At 52.5% G+C, this 1,045-nt stretch carries 1 rRNA gene; it reads right to left on the bottom strand.

The features are described 5' to 3' along the window. Positions 1-1,045, bottom strand: a 23S ribosomal RNA gene (locus tag R84865_RS13250); the annotation flags it as partial.

A 1,045-nucleotide genomic window follows, 5' to 3' on the forward strand; every position in this document is an offset into this window, starting at 1 on the left:
ACCCGTAGCTTCGGCATCTGGTTTGAGCCCCGTTACATCTTCCGCGCAGGCCGACTCGACTAGTGAGCTATTACGCTTTCTTTAAAGGATGGCTGCTTCTAAGCCAACCTCCTAGCTGTCTGAGCCTTCCCACATCGTTTCCCACTTAACCAGAATTTGGGGGCCTTAGCTGACGGTCTGGGTTGTTTCCCTTTTCACGACGGACGTTAGCACCCGCCGTGTGTCTCCCACGCTGCACTCATCGGTATTCGGAGTTTGCCTCGGGTTGGTAACCCGGGATGGGCCCCTAGCCGAAACAGTGCTCTACCCCCGATGGTGATACGTGAGGCGCTACCTAAATAGCTTTCGAGGAGAACCAGCTATCTCCGGGCTTGATTAGCCTTTCACTCCGATCCACAAGTCATCCGAATCTTTTTCAACAGATCCCGGTTCGGTCCTCCAGTTGATGTTACTCAACCTTCAACCTGCTCATGGATAGATCGCCCGGTTTCGGGTCTATTCCCAGCAACTGTTCGCCCAGTTAAGACTCGGTTTCCCTACGCCTCCCCTATACGGTTAAGCTCGCTACTGAAAATAAGTCGCTGACCCATTATACAAAAGGTACGCAGTCACTCCCTAAAGAGCTCCCACTGCTTGTACGCACACGGTTTCAGGATCTATTTCACTCCCCTCTCCGGGGTTCTTTTCGCCTTTCCCTCACGGTACTGGTTCACTATCGGTCAGCCAGGAGTATTTAGCCTTGGAGGATGGTCCCCCCATATTCAGTCAAAGTTTCACGTGCTCCGACCTACTCGATTTCACCATCATTGCCCTTTCGTGTACGGGGCTATCACCCTGTATTGCGCGACTTTCCAGACGCTTCCACTAAAACAATGATGACTTAAGGGCTACTCCCCGGTCGCTCGCCGCTACTGGGGGAATCTCATTTGATGTCTTTTCCTCGGGGTACTTAGATGTTTCAGTTCTCCCGGTTCGCCTCCGCACCCTATGGATTCAGGTACGGATACTCACCTTATGGTGAGTGGGTTTCCCCATTCAGAGATCG

The organism is Carnimonas bestiolae, assembly GCF_051251145.1.
Lineage (GTDB): Bacteria > Pseudomonadota > Gammaproteobacteria > Pseudomonadales > Halomonadaceae > Carnimonas > Carnimonas bestiolae.